The organism is Comamonas sp. SY3 (assembly GCF_041730275.1).
In the GTDB taxonomy this organism is placed as follows: Bacteria; Pseudomonadota; Gammaproteobacteria; order Burkholderiales; family Burkholderiaceae_C; genus Comamonas; species Comamonas sediminis.
On record NZ_JBGTYN010000004.1, the window covers coordinates 91,895 to 109,735 of the forward strand.

Annotated in this window: 16 protein-coding genes; 9 read left to right on the top strand and 7 right to left on the bottom strand. The window is 66.5% G+C overall.

Going from position 1 to position 17,841, the window contains the following annotated elements; translation table 11 throughout:
• The first annotated feature begins 21 nt into the window (after positions 1 to 21).
• Together ACCQ08_RS07030 and rraA are read left to right on the top strand one after the other, a co-directional pair.
• On the top strand, positions 22 to 1,020 hold the full coding sequence (locus tag ACCQ08_RS07030; RefSeq protein WP_373449313.1) for a Bug family tripartite tricarboxylate transporter substrate binding protein: 999 nt from the start codon (positions 22 to 24) through the stop codon (positions 1,018 to 1,020).
• Positions 1,020 to 1,535: a ribonuclease E activity regulator RraA gene (rraA, locus tag ACCQ08_RS07035; protein ID WP_373449314.1), complete on the top strand. Its 516-nt coding sequence runs from the start codon at positions 1,020 to 1,022 to the stop codon at positions 1,533 to 1,535. Before ACCQ08_RS07030 ends, rraA begins: the two co-directional genes overlap by 1 nt.
• Here rraA and ACCQ08_RS07040 read toward each other — a convergent pair.
• The 6 genes from ACCQ08_RS07040 to ACCQ08_RS07065 form a co-directional block, all read right to left on the bottom strand.
• The gene (locus ACCQ08_RS07040) at positions 1,526 to 3,043 is read right to left on the bottom strand and encodes a class I adenylate-forming enzyme family protein (RefSeq protein ID WP_373449315.1); all 1,518 of its coding nucleotides are present in this window, start codon (positions 3,041 to 3,043) and stop codon (positions 1,526 to 1,528) included. The two genes, rraA and ACCQ08_RS07040, sit on opposite strands and share 10 nt — an antisense overlap.
• Before the next feature lie 11 nt (positions 3,044 to 3,054).
• Positions 3,055 to 4,044: a tripartite tricarboxylate transporter substrate binding protein gene (locus ACCQ08_RS07045; protein ID WP_312414324.1), complete on the bottom strand. Its 990-nt coding sequence runs from the start codon at positions 4,042 to 4,044 to the stop codon at positions 3,055 to 3,057.
• Between the two features lie 43 nt (positions 4,045 to 4,087).
• Entirely contained in the window at positions 4,088 to 5,284 is a 1,197-nt protein-coding gene (locus ACCQ08_RS07050; protein ID WP_230773848.1) for an acetyl-CoA C-acetyltransferase, read from the bottom strand.
• Between the two features lie 25 nt (positions 5,285 to 5,309).
• Entirely contained in the window at positions 5,310 to 6,578 is a 1,269-nt protein-coding gene (locus ACCQ08_RS07055) for an acetyl-CoA hydrolase/transferase family protein (protein ID WP_373449316.1), read from the bottom strand.
• Positions 6,575 to 7,468 carry a MaoC/PaaZ C-terminal domain-containing protein gene (locus tag ACCQ08_RS07060; RefSeq protein WP_373449317.1) on the bottom strand — a complete coding sequence of 298 codons (894 nt, stop codon included), beginning with the start codon at positions 7,466 to 7,468 and terminating at the stop codon, positions 6,575 to 6,577. The genes ACCQ08_RS07055 and ACCQ08_RS07060 overlap by 4 nt, the downstream gene beginning before the upstream one ends.
• A 316-nt stretch (positions 7,469 to 7,784) precedes the next feature.
• Positions 7,785 to 8,690, bottom strand: a complete 906-nt coding sequence (locus ACCQ08_RS07065; RefSeq protein ID WP_373449442.1) for an SDR family NAD(P)-dependent oxidoreductase — start codon at positions 8,688 to 8,690, stop codon at positions 7,785 to 7,787.
• Positions 8,691 to 8,911: 221 nt separating this feature from the next.
• Here ACCQ08_RS07065 and ACCQ08_RS07070 point away from each other — a divergent pair, with 221 nt between their 5' ends.
• From ACCQ08_RS07070 to ACCQ08_RS07100, 7 genes are all read left to right on the top strand, one after another.
• Positions 8,912 to 9,808, top strand: a complete 897-nt coding sequence (locus ACCQ08_RS07070) for a MaoC family dehydratase N-terminal domain-containing protein (RefSeq protein ID WP_239810115.1) — start codon at positions 8,912 to 8,914, stop codon at positions 9,806 to 9,808.
• 88 nt (positions 9,809 to 9,896) lie between these two features.
• Positions 9,897 to 11,063 carry an acyl-CoA dehydrogenase family protein gene (locus ACCQ08_RS07075; RefSeq protein WP_312414308.1) on the top strand — a complete coding sequence of 389 codons (1,167 nt, stop codon included), beginning with the start codon at positions 9,897 to 9,899 and terminating at the stop codon, positions 11,061 to 11,063.
• A gap of 40 nt (positions 11,064 to 11,103) precedes the next feature.
• Positions 11,104 to 12,285 carry a CaiB/BaiF CoA-transferase family protein gene (locus ACCQ08_RS07080; protein ID WP_312414305.1) on the top strand — a complete coding sequence of 394 codons (1,182 nt, stop codon included), beginning with the start codon at positions 11,104 to 11,106 and terminating at the stop codon, positions 12,283 to 12,285.
• A 25-nt stretch (positions 12,286 to 12,310) separates the two neighbouring features.
• Entirely contained in the window at positions 12,311 to 13,690 is a 1,380-nt protein-coding gene (locus tag ACCQ08_RS07085) for an MmgE/PrpD family protein (protein ID WP_312462498.1), read from the top strand.
• A 108-nt stretch (positions 13,691 to 13,798) separates the two neighbouring features.
• Complete coding sequence (locus tag ACCQ08_RS07090; RefSeq protein WP_239810118.1) at positions 13,799 to 14,794, top strand: tripartite tricarboxylate transporter substrate-binding protein; 996 nt, start codon at positions 13,799 to 13,801, stop codon at positions 14,792 to 14,794.
• Between the two features lie 70 nt (positions 14,795 to 14,864).
• The gene (locus ACCQ08_RS07095; protein ID WP_373449318.1) at positions 14,865 to 15,746 is read left to right on the top strand and encodes a CoA ester lyase; all 882 of its coding nucleotides are present in this window, start codon (positions 14,865 to 14,867) and stop codon (positions 15,744 to 15,746) included.
• 118 nt (positions 15,747 to 15,864) lie between these two features.
• Complete coding sequence (locus tag ACCQ08_RS07100; RefSeq protein WP_373449319.1) at positions 15,865 to 16,740, top strand: hypothetical protein; 876 nt, start codon at positions 15,865 to 15,867, stop codon at positions 16,738 to 16,740.
• 67 nt (positions 16,741 to 16,807) lie between these two features.
• On the opposite strand, the gene ACCQ08_RS07105 is transcribed toward ACCQ08_RS07100, so the two are convergent.
• A complete protein-coding gene (locus ACCQ08_RS07105; protein ID WP_312526205.1) occupies positions 16,808 to 17,812 on the bottom strand; it encodes a tripartite tricarboxylate transporter substrate binding protein in 1,005 nt (334 codons plus the stop codon).
• Positions 17,813 to 17,841: the final 29 nt, after the last annotated feature.

Here is a 17,841-nt window from a genome sequence, read left to right on the forward strand (position 1 = left end):
AAAAGAGACCAGGAGACAACGATGAAAAGAAACAGTCAACCCAGCAAGCGCCGCTTGCTCGCCCTGCTGCCGCTGCTGGCCGCTGCGCTGTGGCTCCCCACGGGCCCGGCCAGTGCGCAGCCCGCTGCATCGGACAAGCCCATCCGCATGGTGGTGCCGCTGGCCGCAGGATCGACGGTCGATGCCGTGGCCCGCGCGCTGGCCCCCGGCCTGGGCCGCCTCACCGGGCACCCGGTGGTGGTCGAGAACATTGCCGGGGCCGGCGGCATCCCCGGCACCGCCCAGGTGGTGCGGGCGCACAAGGATGGGCTGACCCTGGGCATGATCTCGTCCAACCATGTGATCAACCCCGGCATCTACCAGACGATTCCCTACGACAGCCTGCGCGACATCACGCCGATTGCGGTGCTGGCCACCGTGCCGCTGGTGCTGGTCGCCAACGCCAAGCTGCCGGTGACGGACCTGGCCCAGCTGCAGGCCCATGCCAAGGCGCACCCGGGCACGCTCAACTACGGATCGGCTGGCAATGGCAGCACCTTGCACCTGGCCAGCGAGCTGCTGATTGCCGAGACCGGCATCGACATCAAGCATGTGCCCTACCGGGGCACCGGGCCGCTGATCACCGACCTGTTGGGCGGCCAGGTGCAGCTGGCCTTTGTGTCGGTATCGCAGGCGCTGCCGCAGATCAAGGCCGGCACTTTGCGTGCCCTTGGGCTGTCCACCACGCAGCGCTCGGCTGCGCTGCCCGATGTGCCTACCTTGGCCGAAGCGGGCGTGCCCGGCTACCGCTTTGATGCCTGGATCGCGCTGGTGGGCCCGGCCGGCCTGCCCAAGCCCATCGTCGACCAGTACGCTGCGGCCATGAAGACCGCACTGGCCTCGCCCGAGGCGCAGACCGCCATCGCCGGCCAGGGCCTGATGGTGCTGGACAAGGGACCGGCGCAGGCGCCTGCATTTTTCCAGGAGGAGCTGGCCAAGCACCAGAAGCTGGTCAAGCTCTCGGGCGCGAGGATCGACTGATGGCGATGGCAACGGCCTCTGCAGCCGACGCGCCACCGTCGCTGCCCACCCGCAGTTCCGATCTCTGCGACCATCTGGGCAGCTCGGTACAGCTGTGCCAGGCGCCCTGGCAATCCTATGGCGGGCGCGCATCCGCCGGCGGCCGTATCCAGACCTTGCGCTGCCACGAAGATGCAGGCCTGCTGCGCCAGACCTTGGGAACTGCGGGTGCAGGTCGTTTGCTGGTGGTCGATGCCGGGGCCTCGCTGCGGGTCGCGGTGCTGGGCGACCGCATGGCGCGCATCGCTCTGGACAACGGCTGGGCGGGATTGCTGATTTATGGCGCGGTGCGCGACACGGATGTGTTGGCCAGCATGGACCTGGCGGTGTTTGCACTGGGCCGCACGCCGCTGCGGGGTAGCGGCAACGGCGGCGGTGCGCTGGGGCTGGCGCTGCAGCTGGGCGGCGCCAAGTTGCAACCGGGGGACTACCTGGTGATGGACCCCGATGGCGTAGTGGTGGCCCCTCAGGCCTGAGCCTGCTCCGCCTCCAGCCGGGCCTGCAGCTCGCGCTTCATCACCTTGCCATTGGCATTCACCGGCAGCTCATCGATGGCGATGATGCGTGCCGGCCGCTTGTAGGGTGCCAGGTGTTCGCGCAAATGCGCTTGCAAGGCATCCAGGTCCGGTGGATGGCGGGCATCCTGCACCACAAAGGCGACCACGGCCTCATTGCCATCGGCCTCCTTCTGGCCCACGACGGCGGCGCGCTGGATGCCGGGGAAGCTGCCCAGCGCATGCTCGACCTCGCTGGGGTAGACGTTGAAGCCCGAGCGGATGATCATCTCCTTGAGGCGGCCGACGACGAACAATGCGCCATCGGCATGCAGCTCGCCCAGGTCGCCAGTGGCATACCAGCCGCCTTCGCGCAAGGCCGCGGCGGTGGCCTCGGGGTCACGGAAGTAGCCCGGCATCAAGCCCGTGCCACGCACCCATATCTCACCCCGCTCGCCGGTCGGCAGCGGCCGGCCGCTGTGCGGATCGACGATCTGCAATTCCGCGCCATCGATGCAGTAGCCCGCGCTGGTGTCGCTGCGGGCTTCGTCGATGCGCGTCAGGTGCAGAGAGCCGGCGTATTCGCTCATCGCATAGCCGTGGTGCAGGGTCTGGCCAAACAGCGCCTCGACCTTGGTTTTCAGCGCCAGATCCAGCGGGCCGGCGCCGGTGTAGAGGTAGCGCAGATGCGGTGCCGCCGGTTGGCGGATGCCATGCTGCTCGCAGTACTGCAGCAGGCGCGCAAACAAGGTGGGGGGGCCTTGCAGCTGGGTGATGCCATGGTGGGCCAGCGCGTCCAGCAGGTCAGCGGGCTCGAACTGGCTGCGCATCTCCAGCGCAGCGCCGGCCGACAGCGAGGCCAGCAGCACGGTGCCCAGACCGAAGATATGGGTCATAGGCACAAAGGCATAGACCTTGTCAGCAGGCCCCAGCCGGCGCGACTGGGCCGAGACCCGGGCGAAGTGCGCCACACCGCGCTGGCTCATCAGCACGCCCTTGGGGGTGCCGGTGGTGCCGGAAGTGAAGATGATGGCGGCCACCGGATTGCCATCCGGCTCGGGCTCGGCGCGCGCATCGGCACGCACGGCCGTGTGGGCCAGGCCCGGCACGCAGGACGGGCGGGTGCCATAGCGCTCGGCGTGCGCTGCCGCGGCCTTGGAGACGCGGTCGGTGAAGTACACCACCCGCGCGTCGGCCTTGTCGGCAAAGCCGCGCACCTCGCCGGGCGCCATGCGGGCATTGACGCCGCAGGCCCAGGCGCCGACGCGGCTGCAGGCCAGCAGCAGCGCTGCATGCTCGGGGCAGTTCTCGGCGACCACCAGCACGCGGTCGCCGCTGCGCACCTGCAGCGCGCGCAGCTCCGCCTCCAGCGCATCGACCAGGCGGCCCAGGTCGGCATAGCTCAGGGTGCGATCGGGCAGGTAGATAAAGGGCCGGTCCGGGGCCTCCTGCAGCCAGCGGTCCAGAAACTGGTGAATGCGAAATTCCATCTTGGGTCCTGTCAGTCCACCACAATGCCCTGGGTCACGGTGGACCACATCTGGCGTTCCTTCGCGGCGCGTTCGACGAGGGTCTGGGGGCTGCCCGTCCATTCGTCGTAGCCCAGCTCCTTGTACTTGGCCTTCAGCTCGGGCTGGGCCAGCGCGGCATTGATGGCCTTGTTCAGCCGCATCTGCAGCTCGGGCGCCATGCCCTTGGGACCGTAGACGGCATACCAGCCGCCCACATCAAAGCCCTTGAGGCCGTCGATGCCGCTTTCGGCAAAGGTCGGCACATCGGGCAGCGCCGGGTTGCGCTGGGGCGAGGTCACGGCAATCGGGGTCACCTTCTTGCTGTGGATGTAGGTGCCCGCCGTGCTGATGATGTCCATCATCATGTTGATCTGGCCGCCCATCACATCGGTCATCGCCGGTGCATTGCCCCGGTAGGGCACATGGTTCAGCTCGATGCCGCTGCGCTTGGCAAACAGCAAGGTGCCCAGATGGTTGGAGCCGCCCACGCCGGCCGATGCATAGCTGAGCTTGCCCGGGTTGGCCTTGGCATAGTCCACCAGCGCCTTCGTGGTCTTGAAAGGCTCGTTGTTGTTCGCCACCAGCACGTTGTAGTAGCTCAGTACCGGTGCGATCGGGGTCAGGTCCTTGGCCGGGTCGAACTGCATCTTGCGCATCACATTGGGGCTGATGGTGATCGTGGGGCTGGCGGCAAACCACAGGGTCAGACCATCGGGGTTGGCACGCGAGGTCTCGTTGCCCGCCAAGGTGGCGTTGGCACCGGTCTTGTTGTCGACCACGACGTTGCTGCCCAGCTCCTTGGACAGCGCGATGGACAGCAGGCGTGCGCCCTGGTCCACAGGGCCGCCTGCCGAGTAGCCGACGATGAGGCGCACCGGTGCGCCTGAACCCAGGCCCCCCTGGGCATGGACAGAGGCGCAGAGGCTAAGGGCGGCAGCGGCCGTGGCAGCCAGCAGGCGGCGGCGGTGGATGAGGGTCATGTCTTGTCTCCTGGTTTTTGTAAGCGGTGGGGAGGGCGGGCGCTCAGTAGCGCTCGAACACGGCGGCAATGCCCTGGCCGCCGCCGATGCACATGGTCTCCAGCCCGTAGCGGCCCTTGCGGCGTTCCAACTCATGCAGCAAGGTGGCCAGAATGCGCACGCCGGTGGCACCAATCGGGTGGCCCAGCGAGATGCCCGAGCCGTTCACATTCAGGCGCTCGGCATCGTTCCATTCCAGGCCCTGCAGGACAGCAAGCACCTGGCAGGCAAAGGCCTCGTTGATCTCGACCAGGTCCATGTCGTTCATCGTCAGGCCCAGCTTGCCCAGCAGCTTCTTGACGGCCGGCACCGGGCCAATGCCCATGCGCGAGGGCTCGCAGCCGGCGGCGGCCCAGCCGACCAGGCTGGCCATCGGCGTCAGGCCCAGCTCCTGGAGCTTGTCTTCGGCCACGATCAGGCAGGCGGCCGAGGCATCGTTTTGCTGGCTGGCATTGCCGGCGCTGACGGTGCCACCCTTCATCAACGCGCGCAGCTTGCCCAGCGAATCCATCGTGGCATCGGCGCGGAAGCCTTCGTCGCGGCTGAACAGGGTCGCCTCGCCCTTTTTCTGCGGCACGCTGACGGGCACCACCTCGGCATCAAAGCGGCCGGCCTGCCAGGCGGCAGCAGCGCGCTGGTGGCTGCGCAGCGCAAAGGCGTCGGCCTCTTCGCGGCTGATGCCGTAGTCACGCGCCAGGTTCTCGGCGGTCTCGATCATGCCGGAGATGACGCCAAAGCGTTCCACCGGTTGCGAGCGCTCGCGGCCCCGGTCCAGGCGGTCATACATGGTGACGCTGCCGGCCCGCTTGCCCCAGCGCATATCGGTGGTGTAGTACTCGATATTGCTCATGCTCTCCACACCGCCGGCGATCACCACGTCGGCGGCGCCGCTTTGCACCATCATGCAGGCGGTGACCACGGCCTGCAGGCCGCCACCGCAGCGGCGGTCGAGCTGCATGCCCGGCACCTCCACCGGCAGGCCGGCCTGCAGCGCAGCCCAGCGGCCCACGCAAGGCGTTTCGCTGCTGGCATAGGACTGGGCAAACACCACATCGTCGATGCGGCTGGGGTCGATGCCGCTGCGCTCGACCACGGCACGCACGGTGGTGGCGGCCAGGTCTTCGACCGAGACGGGGCGCAGGCTGCCTCCGTAGGTGCCCACCGGGGTTCGCAAAGGGGTGACGATGGCAGCTTTACGCATGGCTTTCTCTCCAGAAAAAAAGGGGTCAATTCAGGTGCTGGCGCGCTTGGGCCGCCAGCAGGTCTCGGTGTTCAGGTGCGGCGATGGCCAGCATCGCGCGCAGGCGCTGGCCCAGGCTCAGGCCGCGCAGGTCGGCAATGCCGTGTTCGGTGACGATCAGGCCGGCATCGGCGCGCGGCGTGGAGACCGGGCCGGACAGCTGCGCGACGATGCGCGACTGGCCCCGTGCGGTGGAGGGCAGCGCGACAATCGGCAGGCCGCCATCGCAGGCGGCAGCGGCACGCAGGAAATCCATCGCGCCACCGACGGCGCCCAGGTATTGGCCTGCCACCACATCGGCATTGATCTGGCCCGTCAGGTCCACCTCGATCGCCGAGTTGATCGCGGTGAGCCGGTGGGTCCGGCCCAGCACCTGGGCGTTGTGGGTGTAGTCGGTGCCGGCAATGCGCAACGCAGGGTTGTTATGCGCCCAGCGCCGCGTGCGGGCACTGCCCATCAGCAGGCCGGTGACGCTGGTGCCCGCATCGATGCCTTTGCGTGCATTGGTGATGACACCGGCGTCGACCAGGTCGGCCACGCGGTCGCCGATGGTGCCGCTGTGCACGCCCAGGTCGCGGTGGCCTTGCAGCGCCTGCAGCACCGCATCGGGCAGGTTGCCAATGCCCAGCTGCAAGGTGGCGCCGTCTTCCACGCGGCTGGCGATCAGCTGCGCAATCGCCTCTTCAGCGGGGCCAATCTTGCCGGCGGGCACATCGACGACGGCCTGGTCGCTCTGCACCCAGGCATCGACATCGGCCAGGCGCAGGCTGGCGCCCGCGACCCAGGGCACATCGGCGTTCACCTCGGCGATCACGCAGCGCGCATGGCGCATCGCGGTGACCAGGTAGTCATGGGCCAGGCCCAGGCTGCAGTCGCCATCGGCATTGGGCGGTGATACCTGGACGAACACCACATCGACAGGGATGCGGCGGCTGGCGATCAGCTGCGGAATCTGCGAGTAATGGCAGGGAATCGGATCGAGCACACCGGCCATGCCCAGGGCGCGGTGCGCGCCACCGGCGGCATAGCCGCGCATATCGATGGCATCGGCATGCGCGGGCTGCAGGGTGTTGGCGCCACCGATGCCCAGAAAGACGCTGGTGCGCGCAAAGCGCTGGCGCTGGGCCACATAGGCCTGGATCAGCGACAGCGGCTCGGCAGCGGACTGGCCCCAGACGATGCTGTCGCCAGCGCGGATGAACTGCGCCAGGTCCAGATCCGCCAGCGCCATCTGCCGGCCTTGGGCCATGCTCATGGCTGTGCGGGGGCCAGGCTGGCATTGCCATGGCTGAGCACGACAATGCCGCGCTCGACCACCAGCGCGCGGAACTGCAGCGCATCGCCTGTCTGCCAGACCTCGGTGCGCAAGGTCTCGCCCGGAAAGACCGGCGACGAAAAGCGTGCATGCATGCTGCGCAGCAGGCTGGCATCGCCATTGCAGGCCGTCATCACCAGCGCATGGCAGACCATGCCGTAGGTGGCCAGGCCGTGCAGGATGGGCTTGTCAAAGCCTGCGGCTTGCGCCACCTGGGGATCGGCATGCAGGGGGTTGTAGTCGCCCATCAGGCGGTAGAGCAGGGCGGCCTCGGGGCGGATGGTGTGGGTATAGGTCCAGCGCGGTGCCGTATCGGGCGTGGGCGCCAGTGCCGGCAGCGAGTCATCGCTGGGCTGGCCGCCCAGCGCTTCGCTGTAGCCGCCATCGCCCCGGCAGAACGTCACCTGCTCCAAGGTGGCATAGCGCGTGCCGTCCTCGCCTTCCAGGCTGCGTTCGCTCACCACAATCGCGCCCTTGCCTGCGCCCTTGTCGATCACCCGCGTGACCTTTGTCTTGCCCACCACCTTGGCCCCCACCGGCAGCGGCTGGTGGATGGTGGTGCGCTGCTCGCCATGCACCAGCTTGACCCAGTCAATCCCCGTGTCCGCCTCCTTGGCCCAGAAGCCCGGATAGCCCAGCACCGAGCTCATTGTCGGCAGCGCCTGCAGCGGCTGCGCCATGCCCTCGTAGACCAGCGGCAGATTGCGCGTATCGAGCGGATCATTGCCCACCCCCAGACTGAGCGCATACAGCATCGTGTCGCGCTGCGAATAATCCTGGTGCACCGGCGCAAACGGCCGGGCCTTGAGTTGCTGGTAGTTGATCGTCATGGTTGTTGTCTCTGGGGTTGTTGTGGTGCGAAGGCGGAAGGGAAACGGAACTTCGGTATCGGCTCTGGATATGCGCAGGAGGCTGTTCTGGAGGTTTTGCAACGCCACCGAAGGGCATCTATGAAACGGTCAGAGCACACCTATAGGGCCGCGTTGTTAGATAACTGCTCGACCTACCGTACGCCACGCCAAAAACTGGCAGAGCCGATCAACCAGGCACCGACGAAGGGCCGCCCCGCCCGGAGGGTGCCGTCCCCCTTCCCACGCGAAGCGTGAGAGAAGGGGGAAGCCGCAAAGCGGCTCAGGGGGATGCCTCTTAAACCGGATCCCAACTAAACACCTCCCCCGACCGCTCCATCGGCACAAACGAAGATTTGAGCGCCGGCATCGCATGCGAGGCAATGTCCTCGGGGGTCCAGCCTTCGCCCTGGTGCACCGAGCGCAGCGGGCGCGGCTGGCTCATCAGGAAGATCTCGTTATTGCGCACCGCAAACACCTGGGCATTCACATCCTTGGCCTGCTCGCTGAGCAGGTAGACGGCCAGTGGCGCAATCTTGTTGGGGGTCATCTGCTTGAGCTTGTCCACACGGGCCTGCTGCTCGGGCGTGTCGGTCGGGATGGAGCCGATCATGCGGCTCCAGGCAAACGGCGAGATGCAGTTGCTGCGCACATGGAACTTGCCCATGTCCAGCGCAATGCTCTTGGACAGCGCGACGATGCCCAGCTTGGCGGCCGAGTAGTTGGCCTGGCCAAAGTTGCCGATCAGGCCGGAGGTGCTGGTCATGTGGACCATGGCGCCGCTTTCCTGCTCCTTGAAGTGGTTGGCCGCAGCGCGTGCCACGTAGTAGCTGCCGTAGAGGTGGACCTTGATGACGGCGTCCCACTCATCGACGCTCATCTTGTGGAAGAAGCGGTCACGCAGGATGCCGGCGTTATTGACGATGCCGTCGAGCTTGCCAAAGCTGTCGAGCGCGCACTGCACAATCTTGGCGGCGGCATTGGCATCCGAGACGCTGTCGGTATTGGCGACGGCTTCACCGCCGGCAGCCTTGATCTCGTTGACGACCTTTTGCGCGGGGCCGTCGTCATGGCCTTCACCGGTGGTGGAGGTGCCGATGTCGTTGACGACGACCTTGGCGCCTTCCTTGGCCATGGCCAGTGCCATATCACGGCCGATGCCACCGCCAGAACCGGTGACGATAACGACTTTGCCTTCGAGCATGGTGGACATGTCTGTTTTTCCTTGGAGCTGTGTGTAGATGAATATCGCCAGCATGCCGTCCATGAAGCGCATTGCCAATTCGCAAATACGTAGGCAGGGCTTTGGCAAACTGAAACGGCTGGCTCACTAATGCGCGTTAACCCGCTGTCTTCACCGCTGCCAAAGGAGAGGTTCCAATCTCTGCGATTGCGCTGGCGAGCGCAGCCTGCGACAGTGCCACCATGTCGCACACCCCTGAACCTTCTGCCGCCTCGCTCTCTGCCGAGCAGGTCGCCCATTTGCAAAGCTGGATCAACAAGACCGAGACCACGCAGGACCTGGTGGCCCGCACGGCCGTGACCGGTCTGTCGGCCACCTTGGACCGCGATGACCTCCCGGCCCAGGACGGTGACAGCCTGCCGCCGCTGTGGCACTGGATGAACTTTGTGCCGATGGCGCGGCAAAGCCTGCTGGGGCCCGATGGCCACCCGGCGCGTGGCGGCTTTCTGCCGCCGGTGCCGCTGCCCCGGCGCATGTGGGCCGGTGGCCGCCTGCAGTGGCAGGCGGACAACCCGCTGCGCATTGGCGAGCGCGTGGAGCGGGTCTCGCGCATCGCCTCGGTGGACCACAAGGTCGGCCGCTCGGGCGAGCTGTTGTTTGTGCTGGTACAGCACAGCTACAGCAATGCAGACGGCCTGGCGCTGACCGAGGAGCATGACATCGTCTACCGCGCCGCCGCCCAGCCCGGCGACCCGGTGCCCCCGCCCACTGCCGCCGACACGCAGGCCGCCTGGAAGCGCGAGATCAACGCCGACCCGGTGATGCTGTTCCGCTATTCGGCGCTCACCTTCAACGGCCACCGCATCCACTACGACCGCAGCTATGTCACGCAGGAAGAGGGCTATCCCGGCCTGATCGTGCATGGCCCGCTGATTGCGACCTTGCTGGTCGATCTGCTGCGCCGCAATGCCCCCGATGCAGTGCTGACCGACTTCTCGTTCAAGGCCATCCGCCCGACCTTTGATCTGCATCCATTCACCGTGCTGGGCCAGCCCCAGGACGATGGCAAGACCATCAAGCTCTGGGCGCATGACCACGAAGGCTGGCTCACGATGCAGGCCACCGCCAAGATCCGCTGAGCGCCGCAGACCACCACGCTTTTCCCAACACCCGGGGGGTGGCGCATGCGCTGTCAGCGCCGCCAGCCCCAACGCCCGACCCAGAACCATGATCGAACATACCGGCTCCAACAACTTCCCCGAAATCCGCGATGCCATCCGCGCGCTCTGCGCCGAGTTCCCCGACGAGTATTTCCGCAAGGTCGATGAGGCGCGTGCCTACCCCGAGACCTTTGTCGACGCGCTGACCAAGGCCGGCTGGCTGGCGGCGCTGATTCCGCAGGAGTACGGCGGCTCGGGCCTGGGCCTGACCGAGGCCTCGGTCATCATGGAAGAGATCAACCGCTGCGGCGGCAACTCCGGCGCCTGCCACGGCCAGATGTACAACATGGGCACCTTGCTGCGCCATGGATCGGCCGCGCAGAAGGAAAAGTACCTGCCCAAGATCGCCAGCGGCGAATGGCGCCTGCAATCGATGGGTGTGACCGAGCCCACCACAGGCACCGACACGACCAAGATCAAGACCACGGCCGTGAAGAAGGGCGACAAGTACGTCATCAACGGCCAGAAGGTCTGGATCAGCCGCATCCAGCACAGCGATTTCATGATCCTGCTGGCGCGCACCACGCCGCTGGCCGAGGTCAAGAAGAAGAGCGAAGGCATGTCGATCTTCATGGTCGACCTGCGCGAGGCCGAGAAAAAGGGCCTGACCGTGCGCCCCATCCTGAACATGGTGAACCACGAGACCAATGAGCTGTTCTTCGAGAACCTGGAGATCCCCGAAGAGAACCTGATCGGCGAAGAGGGCAAGGGCTTCAAGTACATCCTCGACGGCCTCAACGCCGAGCGCACGCTGATCGCGGCCGAGTGCATTGGCGACGGCTACTGGTTCCTGGACCGCGTGACCAACTATGTGCGCGACCGCGAAGTGTTTGGCCGCCCGATTGGCCAGAACCAGGGTGTGCAGTTCCCGATTGCCGATGCCTTCATCGAGGTGGAAGCGGCCAACCTGATGCGCTGGAAAGCCTGCGAGCTGTTTGACAAGCACGAGCCCATGGGTGCCCAGGCCAATATGGCCAAGTACCTGGCGGCCAAGGCGAGCTGGGAGGCGGCCAACGCCTGCCTGCAGTTCCACGGCGGCTTTGGCTTTGCCTGCGAATACGACGTGGAGCGCAAGTTCCGTGAGACGCGCCTGTACCAGGTGGCACCGATCTCGACCAACCTGATCTATTCCTACGTGGCCGAGCACATCCTGGGCCTGCCGCGCTCGTTCTGATGGCGCCGCGCAGCGAGAAAAACAGAGAACCGGAGTCTTCATGACCAGACCATTGGACGGGATTACCGTCGTATCGCTGGAGCACGCCGTGGCGGCGCCTTTTTGCGCACGCCAGCTGGCCGATCTGGGGGCGCGCGTCATCAAGGTGGAGCGGCCGGGCAGCGGCGATTTTGCGCGCGGCTATGACAGCCGCGTGCGCGGCCAGTCCTCGCACTTCACCTGGCTCAACCGCAACAAGGAAAGCCTCGCGCTGGACCTGAAGGACCCTGCATCCCTGGAGGCGCTCAAGCAGCTGCTGGGCACGGCCGATGTGCTGCTGCAGAACCTGGCGCCGGGCGCTGCGGCGCGCATGGGCCTGTCGTACGAGGCCCTGCACGCCGCCTTTCCGCGCCTCATCGTCTGCGACATCAGCGGCTATGGCGACAACGGCCCCTACCGCGACAAGAAGGCCTATGACCTGCTGATCCAGAGCGAGGCGGGCTTTCTGTCGGTGACCGGCACGCCCGAGACGCCGAGCAAATCGGGCATCTCGGTGGCCGATATTGCGGCGGGCATGTATGCCTACACCAATATCCTCTCGGCCCTGCTGCTGCGCGGCAAGACGGGCGAGGGCAGCCATATCGATGTGTCCATGCTCGAAGCGCTGGGCGAGTGGATGGGCTACCCGATGTACTACGCATTTGAAGGCGCTGCGCCGCCACCGCGCACCGGCGCATCGCATGCCAGCATCTACCCCTATGGCCCCTTTGTGGCCGGCGATGGCGGCACGGTGATGCTGGGCCTGCAAAACGAGCGCGAGTGGAAGGTCTTCTGCGACCAGGTGCTGCTGGCACCGGCGCTGGCCACCGATGCGCGCTTTGACAGCAATGCCAAGCGCAATGCCAACCGTGCCGAGCTGCAGGCCGAGATCCTGCGCATCTTTGGCTCGCTCAATGCCAGCGATGTGGTGCAGCGCCTGGACGAGGCCGGCATTGCCAACGCCCATGTCAATGACATGGCGGGCCTGTGGGCGCACCCGCAGCTGCTGGCACGCCAGCGCTTTGCGCAGGTGGACACGCCGGTGGGCGCAGTGCCCGCGCTGCTGCCGCCCGGCCGCAACAACCAGTACGACTACCGCATGGACGCGGTGCCTGCGGTGGGCGAGCACACGGCCGCCATCCTAGACGCGCTGCAGTTGCCGGCCGATGCGCTGGCAGCGGTGCGCAAGGCCTCCGGCCTTTGATGCTTTCTGTTGGAGAAAAAAGAACATGACCACAGCAACCACATCCCCCACGCCAGCGGCCCAGCTGGCCCGCTTTGCGGCCGAGCTGCAATACAGCGACATTCCCGAGTCCGTGCTGCAGAAGACCGAAGACCTCTGGGTCGACTGGTTTGGCTCGGTGGTGGCCGGCCACAATGCCCGCCCCGTGGCCAGCATCACCCGCTTTGCGCTGGGCCAGGGCCCGGCCCAGGGCCCGGCCGAGGTGATCGGCCCCGAAGGCCGCAGCAGCAGCCCCTACCTGGCGGCCATGGCCAATGCCGCCGCCTCGCACGTCGCCGAGCAGGACGATGTGCACAACGGCTCGGTGTTCCACCCGGCGGCCGTCGTCTTCCCCCCGGCCGTGGCCGTGGCGCAGGCGCTGGGCAAGTCCGGCAAGGAGCTGCTGACCGCCTGCATCGCCGGCTATGAAGTGGGCATCCGTGTGGGCGAATTCCTGGGCCGCTCGCACTACAAGATCTTCCACACCACCGGCACGGCCGGCACCTTGGCCGCAGCGGCCGCTGTGGGCCATCTGCTGGGCCTCAATGCGCAGCAGATGCTGCATGCCTTTGGCTCGGCCGGCACGCAGTCTGCGGGCCTGTGGGAGTTTTTGCGCACCGCTGCCGACAGCAAGCAGCTGCACACCGCGCACGCCGCCGGTGCCGGCCTGATGGCCGCCTACCTGGCCAACGATGGTTTCACTGGCGCGGCCGATATCTTCTGCGGCGCGCAGGGCATGGCCGCCGGCATGTCCAGCGACAGCGATCCGGCCCGCCTGGTCGATGGCCTGGGTACGCGCTGGGCCACGCCGGAGACCTCGTTCAAATGGCATGCCTCCTGCCGCCACACGCACCCGGCCGCCGATGCGCTGCTGCAGGTGGTACGCGCGCACCAGCTCAAGGTGTCCGACATTGCCGAAGTGGTGACCCATGTGCACCAGGCGGCGATCGATGTGCTGGGCCCCGTCGTGGACCCGAGCACCGTGCACCAGAGCAAGTTTTCGATGGGCACGGTGCTGGCGCTGGCCGCGCGCTTTGGCTTTGCCGGCCTCAATGAGTTCGACAACGAGTTCCGCGCCGAGGACACGATGGCGTTGCGCGACAAGGTGCGCATGGTGCTGGACCCCGAGGTGGACAGCGCCTACCCGCAGCGCTGGATTGGCAAGGTGACCGTGACCACCACCGATGGCCGCGTGCTGGAGGGCCGGGTGGACGAGCCCAAGGGCGACCCAGGCAACACACTGAGCCGCGAGGAGCTGACCGACAAGGCACTGCGCCTGGGCGAATTCAGCCGTGCGGTGCCCGCCGCGCAGATGCAGCAATCGGTGCAGAAACTGTGGCAAGTACGGGAATGGACCAGGGTCGAAAAGCTGTTGCTGGCCGTATAAAGAATGCAGCAGCGCCGACGCTGGGCGGCTGCGATGCGGGGGGCCCGACCCGGCCCCCTCCCCCTACCGGGATGGGCAATGTACCCCTCCCAAGACCAGGAGACAAAAATGCGCTTTCGCTTGTTGACCCCGGCAGCCGCTGCCGCCGTGTTGGCCTGTGCCGGCCTGGGCCTGCACCTCAACGCTCAGGCAGAGGACTGGCCGACCAAACCGGTGGTGATGGTGGTGCCCTACTCGGCCGGTGGCCCGACCGATGTGGTGGCGCGCATGCTGGCCATTCCGATGGGCAAATCGCTGGGCCAGACCGTGGTGGTGGAAAACACCGTGGGCGCAGGCGGCACGATTGCACCGGCGCGCGTAGCCCGCGCCAAGAACGATGGCTACACCATCCTGATCCACCACATGGGCATGGCCACGGCGCCGTCGCTCTACAAAAAGCTGCCCTATGACCCGCTGAAGGATTTCGAGTACATCGGCCAGGTGCTGGATGTGCCGATGACCCTGCTGTCGCGCAAGGACTTTCCGGCCAACAACTTCCAGGAACTGATGGCCTATGTGAAGGCCAACCAGGACAAGGTGTCGCTGGCCAATGCCGGCATTGGCGCGGTCTCGCAGCTGTGCGGCATGCTGTTTGCGTACCAGGCGGGCGTCAAGCTCACGACGGTGCCCTACAAGGGCGCCGGCCCGGCGATGAATGATTTGATGGGCGGCCAGGTCGATCTGCTGTGCGACCAGACCACGCAGACCGCACCAGTCATCAAGGACGGCAACAGGGTCAAGGTCTTTGGCGTGACCACGCCCCAGCGCCTGACCGCCATGCCGCAGATCCCGACGCTCGACGAGCAGGGCCTCAAGGGCTTTGACGTCAAGGTCTGGCACGGCATGTATGCGCCCAAGGGCACGCCAGCCGAGGTGATCAACAAGATCAACGCCGCCCTGAATGTGGCCTTGAAGGACCCTGTGGTGGTGCAGCGCATTGCCGACCTGAGCAGCGAGCTGGTGACCCCGGACCGCGCCACGCCGCAGAGCTTGAAGACCCTGCTGGAATCGGAAGTGAAGCGCTGGAATACGGTGATCAAGGCAGCCGGCGTGACCGCCGAATAAGCCTGGCGCTTGACCCGCGCAGGAGCAGGGGCCATGGGCCCCTTTTTTGATAAACGGAAGACTGATAGACATGACTCTCAACACGCATCCGCTGGCCACCGCCACCTCCTGGCTGTTTGTACCGGCCAGCCGCCCTGAGCGCATCGCCAAGGCGCTGGCCAGTGGGGCCGATGCAGTGATCGTGGACCTGGAAGATGCGGTGGCGCCGCAGGACAAGGAAGCTGCACGCAGTGCCTTGCTGGGCGCCTTTGGCCAGCTGCAGGCGGCCGGGCGCGCCCGGGTGCTGGTGCGCATCAATGCCCATGGCACGCCCTGGTTTGACGGCGATCTGCAGGCGCTGGCCCAGCTGGTCGCACAGGGCGGCGCCGGCGTGGTGCTGCCCAAGGCCGAGACGGCCGAGGCGATGGCACTGCTGCTGCCGGCGCTGGGCACGCAAGGGGTGCTGGTGCCGATCATCGAATCGGTGGCGGGCCTGCATGCCATTGATGCGATTGCGCGCGCGCCGCGTGTGCTGCGCCTGGCCTTTGGCCACTTGGATTTTCAGGTCGATGCCGGCATGGCCTGTGCGGAGGACGAGAGCGAGCTGCTGCCGGTGCGCCTGGCCGTGGTGCTGGCGGCGCGCCGCGCCCAACTGCCCGCGCCCATCGATGGCGTGACGGTCAACACCCAGGATTCGGCTGTGGTGCAGGCCGATGCGGCGCGGGCGCTGCGCGGCGGCTTTGGCGGCAAGCTCAGCATCCACCCGATGCAGGTGGCCCCTATCAATGCGGCCTTTGCGCCGACGGATGCGCAGCTGCAGCGCGCCCAGCAGGTGCTGGCGGCGGCAGAGGCGGCGCAAGGCGGGGTCTGCGTGGTCGATGGCCGGATGGTCGACGCACCGGTGATTGCGCTGGCCCACAAAACCTTGCAGCGCCACCAGCAGGCCCAGCGGCGCCTGCAAAGCGACGCGTAAAAGTGGCTTGCTCGGGTAGCCGAGCAGGACACTTTCTGACACAGCTCTGCGCAATCTCGTCTATATACTCGCTCCACTACCGCGCCGCAGCAGCGGCGCACCCCATTAGGAGAGCGACATGTTCAAACTCAAACACGCGATTGCCTGGGCCGCCGTGGCCCTTACCGGGATGGCCCATGCCTACGTGCCGCAGGGTGGCACCTGGATCGTCTCCGATGAAGTCAACGGCCGCCCCGGCCGGGGTTTTGCCATCGATGTGCAAAACGATGTGCTGGTGATGCAGGTCTATGCCTATGAAAGCAGCGGCCAGCCCACGTTCTATATGGCTACCGGCCGCCTGGATGACAACAGCGAGCTGACCACCCGATTGGGCCGCTACGAGGGCGGCCGTTTCCTGGGCAGTGGCGACCGCAGCGGTGTCGAGCGCGGCAGCCCGGGCAATGTGCGCATCCGCTTTGTCAGCGGCACCCTGGGCTATATCACCTTGCCGGGCGAGGGAGAGAAGGAAATCAAGCGCTACCAGTTTGGCTATGACAACTCGCCCGCTTCGCTGCTGGGCCTGTGGAGCCTGGTCTATGGCGACAGCAACGGCAACATCGAAACCGAGACCATGCAGCTGACCCGCATCACCGGCGGCTCGTCCTTCGGCAGCGGCATGACGGTGTCTTATGACGGCCTGTTTGCCTGCGAGCAGATCATCCGTGGCGTCGATGCCGGCAAGACCCAGTGCGTGAAGATGCGTAGCGGCACCTCGAGCGAAACGGTGCGGGGCTTCTGGTTCAACTTCAGCGTCCACCAGGCTGAGGGTGACTGGAGCAACACCCGTGGCTCGGGCACTGGCGCCCTTTATGCCAACCGCCTGATGCAGAACTCGGGCCGCATCACCGGCCTGCTGCGCAAGGTGACGCCAGATGCCGGCAGCGAGCAGAACAGCAATGACGATGCACTGCGCGCCGCACTGGAAGCCCAGGCCAGCGCGCGCCAAAGCCGCTGATCCAGGCTGACTACCCCATGAAAAATGCCCTGGCTTGCCAGGGCATTGTCGTTGGGGCCTGAGCTTTTTATTCGATGCGGGCGCCAGTGGCTTTGACGACGGTAGCCCAGCGCTCCATCTCGCGGTCGATATGGGCACCCAGCGCCTCGGGGGTGGAGCCCACTGGCTCATAGCCGCTGGCGGCCAGCTGCGATTGCAGCGAGGGGTTTTGCAGCGCGGTCGCAATCTCGCGGCTGAGCTTGCCGGTGATGTCGGCCGGGGTACCTGCTGGCGCGATCACCGCATACCAGCCATTGATGTCGAAACCTGGAAATCCCTGCTCCTGCACGGTGGGAATCTCGGGCGCCAGTGCGGAGCGCTTGGCGCTGGTGACGGCCAGCGCATGGAGCTTGCCGCTGCGCACATGCGGGATCGACGTCGAGATGCTGTCAAAGGTCAGGTCGATATCGCTGGCCAGCATCGCGTTGACGACACCGGCACTGCCCTTGTAGGGCACATGGGTCATCTTGACGCCGGCGGTGCTGGCAAACAGCGCGCCGGCGAGGTGGCCGGTATTGCCATTGCCGGCCGAGCCATAGGTGAGCTTTTCCGGGGCGGCCTGCGCGGCCTTGACCAGCTCGCCAATGTTCTTGGCCTGCAGCTTGCTGCTGCCCACGACGATCATCGGCAGGTTGGCCACCAGCGAGACCGGTGCAAAGTCCTTGCGGGTGTCGTAGGGCAGCTTGGGGTAGAGGCTGTCGTTGATCGCATGCGCGGCCAGCACCATCAGCACGGTGTAGCCGTCGGGCTTGGCCCGCGCCACATACTGCGAGGCCAGGGTGCCGCCTGCGCCGGGCTTGTACTCGAGCACCACCGGCTGGCCCAGCTGCTGCTGCAGCTGCAAGGCCAGCGGCCGGCCCAGCAGATCGGCACTGCCCCCGGGCGGGTAGGGGATGACCAACTGGATCGGCTTGCTGGGCCAGGGTGCCGCATGGGCCACGCCGGCCAGCAGGCTGCTTGCGGCAACGGCCAGGCCCGTGAGCAGGCCGGCCAGCTGCCTGCGCCGGGTGGATGAGGGGGGGCGATGGATCATGTCATGTCTCCTGGTCCTGTTCGTGGATG

Coding starts and splice junctions, on each gene's coding strand:
- ACCQ08_RS07065 (WP_373449442.1), bottom strand. CDS start 8,690: ATGCTCGAAGGCAAAGTCGTTATCGTCACCGGTTCTGGCGGTGGCATC.
- ACCQ08_RS07040 (WP_373449315.1), bottom strand. CDS start 3,043: ATGGAATTTCGCATTCACCAGTTTCTGGACCGCTGGCTGCAGGAGGCC.
- ACCQ08_RS07030 (WP_373449313.1), top strand. CDS start 22: ATGAAAAGAAACAGTCAACCCAGCAAGCGCCGCTTGCTCGCCCTGCTG.
- ACCQ08_RS07075 (WP_312414308.1), top strand. CDS start 9,897: ATGATCGAACATACCGGCTCCAACAACTTCCCCGAAATCCGCGATGCC.
- ACCQ08_RS07100 (WP_373449319.1), top strand. CDS start 15,865: ATGTTCAAACTCAAACACGCGATTGCCTGGGCCGCCGTGGCCCTTACC.
- ACCQ08_RS07105 (WP_312526205.1), bottom strand. CDS start 17,812: ATGATCCATCGCCCCCCCTCATCCACCCGGCGCAGGCAGCTGGCCGGC.
- ACCQ08_RS07085 (WP_312462498.1), top strand. CDS start 12,311: ATGACCACAGCAACCACATCCCCCACGCCAGCGGCCCAGCTGGCCCGC.
- ACCQ08_RS07060 (WP_373449317.1), bottom strand. CDS start 7,468: ATGACGATCAACTACCAGCAACTCAAGGCCCGGCCGTTTGCGCCGGTG.
- ACCQ08_RS07045 (WP_312414324.1), bottom strand. CDS start 4,044: ATGACCCTCATCCACCGCCGCCGCCTGCTGGCTGCCACGGCCGCTGCC.
- ACCQ08_RS07080 (WP_312414305.1), top strand. CDS start 11,104: ATGACCAGACCATTGGACGGGATTACCGTCGTATCGCTGGAGCACGCC.
- ACCQ08_RS07095 (WP_373449318.1), top strand. CDS start 14,865: ATGACTCTCAACACGCATCCGCTGGCCACCGCCACCTCCTGGCTGTTT.
- ACCQ08_RS07070 (WP_239810115.1), top strand. CDS start 8,912: ATGTCGCACACCCCTGAACCTTCTGCCGCCTCGCTCTCTGCCGAGCAG.
- rraA (WP_373449314.1), top strand. CDS start 1,020: ATGGCGATGGCAACGGCCTCTGCAGCCGACGCGCCACCGTCGCTGCCC.
- ACCQ08_RS07055 (WP_373449316.1), bottom strand. CDS start 6,578: ATGAGCATGGCCCAAGGCCGGCAGATGGCGCTGGCGGATCTGGACCTG.
- ACCQ08_RS07090 (WP_239810118.1), top strand. CDS start 13,799: ATGCGCTTTCGCTTGTTGACCCCGGCAGCCGCTGCCGCCGTGTTGGCC.
- ACCQ08_RS07050 (WP_230773848.1), bottom strand. CDS start 5,284: ATGCGTAAAGCTGCCATCGTCACCCCTTTGCGAACCCCGGTGGGCACC.